The sequence below is a fragment of the Candidatus Aquicultor sp. genome, from assembly GCF_054640775.1.
Map to the genome: position 1 here is coordinate 5,079 of NZ_JBTSLF010000101.1, position 4,913 is coordinate 9,991.

Annotated in this window: 8 protein-coding genes; all 8 read right to left on the reverse strand. The window is 49.4% G+C overall.

Translation table 11 applies throughout. The features are described from left to right. The coding region (gene rpsD / locus ACYC56_RS09170; protein WP_461373880.1) for a 30S ribosomal protein S4 at nucleotides 1-541 on the reverse strand (541 nt) is incomplete at its 3' end. A 3-nt stretch (nucleotides 542-544) separates the two neighbouring features. Further along, nucleotides 545-940 (reverse strand): 30S ribosomal protein S11, encoded by a 396-nt coding sequence (rpsK, locus tag ACYC56_RS09175; protein ID WP_286678502.1) that lies wholly within the window; start codon nucleotides 938-940, stop codon nucleotides 545-547. A 77-nt stretch (nucleotides 941-1,017) separates the two neighbouring features. Continuing rightward, nucleotides 1,018-1,389, reverse strand: coding sequence for a 30S ribosomal protein S13 (gene rpsM / locus ACYC56_RS09180; RefSeq protein WP_461373881.1), 372 nt, complete (start codon nucleotides 1,387-1,389; stop codon nucleotides 1,018-1,020). 176 nt (nucleotides 1,390-1,565) lie between these two features. Continuing rightward, entirely contained in the window at nucleotides 1,566-1,679 is a 114-nt protein-coding gene (gene rpmJ, locus ACYC56_RS09185) for a 50S ribosomal protein L36 (protein WP_461373882.1), read from the reverse strand. A 65-nt stretch (nucleotides 1,680-1,744) separates the two neighbouring features. Beyond that, nucleotides 1,745-1,966: a translation initiation factor IF-1 gene (infA, locus tag ACYC56_RS09190; protein WP_174572593.1), complete on the reverse strand. Its 222-nt coding sequence runs from the start codon at nucleotides 1,964-1,966 to the stop codon at nucleotides 1,745-1,747. A 150-nt stretch (nucleotides 1,967-2,116) separates the two neighbouring features. Further along, on the reverse strand, nucleotides 2,117-2,863 hold the full coding sequence (gene map, locus ACYC56_RS09195) for a type I methionyl aminopeptidase (RefSeq protein ID WP_461373883.1): 747 nt from the start codon (nucleotides 2,861-2,863) through the stop codon (nucleotides 2,117-2,119). Between the two features lie 27 nt (nucleotides 2,864-2,890). Continuing rightward, nucleotides 2,891-3,544: an adenylate kinase gene (locus tag ACYC56_RS09200; protein WP_461373884.1), complete on the reverse strand. Its 654-nt coding sequence runs from the start codon at nucleotides 3,542-3,544 to the stop codon at nucleotides 2,891-2,893. A gap of 39 nt (nucleotides 3,545-3,583) precedes the next feature. Next, complete coding sequence (gene secY, locus ACYC56_RS09205; protein ID WP_461373885.1) at nucleotides 3,584-4,852, reverse strand: preprotein translocase subunit SecY; 1,269 nt, start codon at nucleotides 4,850-4,852, stop codon at nucleotides 3,584-3,586. Nucleotides 4,853-4,913 lie beyond the last annotated feature (61 nt).

Consider the following 4,913-nt stretch of genomic DNA (forward strand, 5'->3'; position numbering starts at 1 on the left):
CATTTGCGCTCAGGTTAGCGAGATCGACTTCGAGCCAGGACGGGATCGCGGCTTTATTGGCTGATTCAGCCGCTTCCTTAATTCGGGCTATGCCCTCGACTGCGGTGATAACATCACCTGGTTTTACGCGGAACGATGGGATATCCACCTTTCTTCCGTTAACCGTAACATGTCCATGACGCACTTCTTGACGCGCCTCGGTACGTGAGGGCGCAAGACCGATGCGATAGATGGTATTGTCTAAACGGCTTTCGAGAATCTGAAGCAAGTTCTCGCCCGTGACGCCTTTTCTCTTGGTGGCCAGTTTGTAATAGTTCGCAAACTGCTTCTCAAGTACGCCATAGATACGCTTTGCTTTTTGCTTCTCGCGTAACTGCATATAGTACTCGGACTCTTTACGGCGTCCGCGACCGTGCTCACCCGGGGGATACGGACGTCTCTCGACCGGGCACTTATCCGTCAAGCACTTATCGCCTTTTAAGAACAGTTTTTGTGTTTCTCTCCTGCATAACTTACATACAGGTCCTGTATATCTCGCCATAGCTTACACTCGTCTCCTTTTCCGTGGACGGCACCCGTTATGCGGTACTGGAGTGACATCAGTGATACCGGCGACTTCCAGGCCATTCGCCTGAAGTGTCCTGATCGCTGTCTCACGTCCCGCCCCCGGGCCTTTAACGTAAACGTCCACCCTCTTCATTCCATGCTCCTGGGCCTTCTTGGCGCATGATTCCGCCGCAACCTGGGCCGCAAATGGAGTGCTCTTGCGGGATCCTTTAAAGCCTGATGTTCCCGCGCTTTCCCACGCTATGGTGTTTCCCTGCTGATCGGTGATCGTGACGATCGTATTATTAAACGTGCTTTTTATATGGGCAGCGCCATGAACGACGTTCTTGCGTTCTCTACGCTTGACTCTGCCTGTAGCTTTCTTCTTAGCCAAACAGCCTTAACCTCCTTCGGTCGTAAACCTTCTAATCTATCTGCATACTATTTTTTGTATGTTCTTTCTCTTACGTTTTATTTCTTGCGTTTTGCACCAACAGCTCTGCGCGGGCCTTTCCTCGTGCGGGCGTTGGTATGGGTGCGCTGACCACGTACTGGCAGTCCTCTACGATGTCTTAAGCCGCGGTAACATCCAATCTCCATGAGACGTTTGATGTTCTGAGACACCTCTCTGCGCAGATCGCCTTCAACCTTAAGGTTTTTGTCGATGTAGTCCCTGAGCTTGATGACCTCTTCCTCGGTCAGGTTGCGAACCCGTGTGTCAGGATTAACTCCTGTGCCACTAAGTATTGCCTGTGACTTCGAAAGACCTATACCAAAGATATAGGTTAAACCGATCTCTACCCTTTTATCCCTGGGTAAGTCAACTCCGGATATACGTGCCAAATTCTCTTCCTCCTAAACTAACCAAATATATTCAAGCTTTGCCTTCTAGCGCAAAGCATCATTTACGCCAAGAATCCAGAAGTCAAATTTCAGGTCTCAGAACAAACCGTACGGTGCCGGCTGCTGTGCGTTACGTTCGTTCTGAACTCTGGCTACTGGCTTCTGACTCTAGATACTTAGCCCTGACGCTGCTTGTGGCGCGGATTCTCGCAAATAACAAGGACTTTTCCGTGCCTCTTGATGATTTTGCATTTTTCACAAATTCGCTTTACTGATGGTCTAACTTTCATTGTCCCTCTCCAACCTCTTGTATTTCCTAAAGAATATACGCTTTTCTTAGTTTTTAATTCGCAATTTACTTAAATCTATATACGATGCGGCCCCTGGTCAGGTCGTAAGGCGACAGCTCCACGACAACCCGGTCACCCGGCAGAATGCGGATGTAATGCATGCGCATCTTGCCCGAAATATGGGCTAAAACCTTATGCCCGTTGTCCAGTTCAACCCTGAACATCGCGTTCGGCAAAGGCTCTATTACCGTACCTTCAACTTCTATGGCTTCTTCTTTTTTAGGCACCTATATCCTCCACTTGGGTACGCCCACGTTGTCTCATTAATTTAAATAGCTCTGTTGCGCTCTCAATATAACAGAAAGTCCTTTAGAAAACGTAAAATCGCATGCGTTTTCTGCACAAAACCATATTATAACAAAATTTGTATTGAGCGTCTATAAAACCGTCAATATGTCGGGTCCTTGTTCGGTAACCGCCACCGTGTGCTCGAAATGCGCCGAGAGACTTCTGTCCTCGGTGACGACGGTCCAGTTGTCCGCAAGGATATCGACCTTGAACCCGCCGATGTTGACCATCGGCTCTATCGCAAACACCATACCGGCTTTGATTTTCGGTCCCCTTCTCGGAAGACCGAAGTTTGGGATTTGCGGGTCTTCATGCATAGCCCGCCCTATGCCATGTCCAACAAACTCCTTGACCACGGAATAACCGGCTGCCTCAACCGTGGATTGGATCGCATAGGATATATCATAAAGATAATTATCCTCAACACACTGCTCTATCCCCTTCTGCAGAGACAGTTTCGTCACGTCCATCAAGCGCTGGGCTTCCTCGGAGATCGTGCCGACCGGAAAGGTAGCGGCGGCGTCACCGTAAAAACCATCAAGCTCAACACCAACGTCGACGCTGAAGATGTCTCCCTCGATAAGTTCCCTTGGCCCAGGAATCCCGTGAACGACTATCTCGTTCGGTGAAGCGCAAATCGTGGCCGGGTATCCTTTATATCCTTTAAACGCGGGCCTGCCGCCGGACTTGCGGATGAACTTCTCCGCCATGGCATCCAGCTCGGCCGTTGTTATGCCGGGTCGTATCTCGTTTTCAATGAGCTTTAGAGTTTGAGCTACTATGCGCCCGGCACGACGCATAGTAGCTATTTCACTCTTACTTTTACGAATAATCATACCCTCGCCTCAAAGGAAAGAGTCATCTTATACATTTGCCTTGAGCGCGTTGCTGATATCGCCGAATACGTCTTCCATACCTCTGGTCCCGTCGATGTCGACGAGGACGCCTTTCTTGGTATAGTACTCGATCAGCGGCGATGTCTGACCGTGATAGACATCGAGGCGGTTCTTTACGGTCTCGATGGTATCGTCAGCCCTCTGATACAGCTCGCCACTGCAATTATCGCATACGCCCTCCGCCTTCGGCGGATTAAACATGACATGGTACGGCTTTTGGCACGACTTGCAGATACGCCTGCCGGTCAGCCTGTTAAGAAGCTCCTCGTCTGGAACAACAATATTAACAACCGCATCGATGTTCTTACCCAACGAGCTAAGTACTTTATCAAGCTCATCGGCCTGATTAACGGTACGCGGGAAGCCGTCCAAAAGGAATCCTTTTTCCTCAACGTCCTTCTCGGCAATACGGTCACGCACGATTCCGATTACAACCTCATCCGGTACAAGTGCGCCTGCTGTCATGAACTCCTGAGCCTTAAGACCCATCTCTGTGCCGTTCTTCACGGCCGCTCTTAACATATCCCCCGTTGAGATATGAATGAGTCCGTACTCGTTTACGATTCTCTCTGCCTGTGTACCTTTTCCTGCGCCGGGAGGCCCTAGCAAAATTACGTTCATTCCTGCTCCTTTCTCTTAAGAAGCCCCTCAATTGATAAATTATTTCAAGAATCCCTCATAGTGTCTCATGAGGAGTTGCGACTCGATTTGTCTCATCGTTTCAAGCGCTACACCGACCATAATCAGGAGCGATGTTCCTCCAAAGTTTCCGCCCTGGAAGAACGGTATTCCGATTACCCTACCGAGAATGGCAGGAACAACGGCGATAGCCGCAAGGAAGAAAGCGCCGGGTAATGTAATCCTGGTCAGGACCCTGTCCAGGTAACCGGCCGTCGGTTTGCCTGGACGAACGCCCGGGATAAAACCGCCGTATTTTTTCATGTTATCCGATATATCGATCGGATTAAAGATAATCGCCGTATAAAAGTACGTAAAGAATACAACCAGCACGCCATAGAGCGTTAGATAAAGAGCGCCGCTGGGATCAAGCAAAGCGTTTATCGTCCTGGAGATCCCGCCCGGGAAGAACTGTAACATCGTCGCCGGGAATATCAGCACCGATGACGCGAAGATAATCGGGATAACTCCCGCCGAGTTTACCTTGAGCGGAATATATGTGTTCGAACCCCCATAGACCTTACGGCCAACCACGCGCTTCGCGTATTGGACCGGTATTCTTCTTTGGGCTTTTTCAACAAAGATAATGGAAACAATCATTGCTATCAGGATTATGATAAGGACGATCAAGATAGGAATACCTTCGGTCCTTCCCGTTGCAAGAACAGCCTCCGGGAATCGCGATATGATGCTTGCAAAGATCAAGATCGACATACCGTTGCCGATACCTCGCTGAGTAATAAGCTCACCCAGCCACATAATAAGCGCGGTGCCTGTCACCAATGTCAGAACGATGAGCACATCGATTCCCAATGTGAACTTTACATTAGCGCCGAGGCCGATAAGTTGTCTTTGGAAGAAGGCCGTCAAGCCGATCGACTCGATGAGGCCCAGTGCTAAGGTCAAATACCGGGTCCATTGCGTGATTTTACGCTGGCCGGTTTCCCCTTCTCTTGCCCATTCGCCGAGTTTCGGGATAACAATGGTCAAGAGCTGTAAGATGATCGAGGCCGTGATATACGGCATGATTCCCAACGCAAACACGGCAAAGTTAGATAATGCGCCACCGGCAAATAGGTCTACGAAACCTAGAAGTGGTGTTTGCTCGAAAAGAGTTTTAAGTGCTTTTACATCGACGCCCGGAACCGGCACGTGGGCACCAAATCGATATACAGCGATCATTGCGAGTGTGAATAGTATGCGTCGCTTCAAATCTGGTACTTTAAATGCATTTCCAATTGCTTCTATCATTTAAGACTCTCTACCTTTCCGCCTGCAGCCTCAATTTTTCTAACCGCAGAGCCGCTAAACT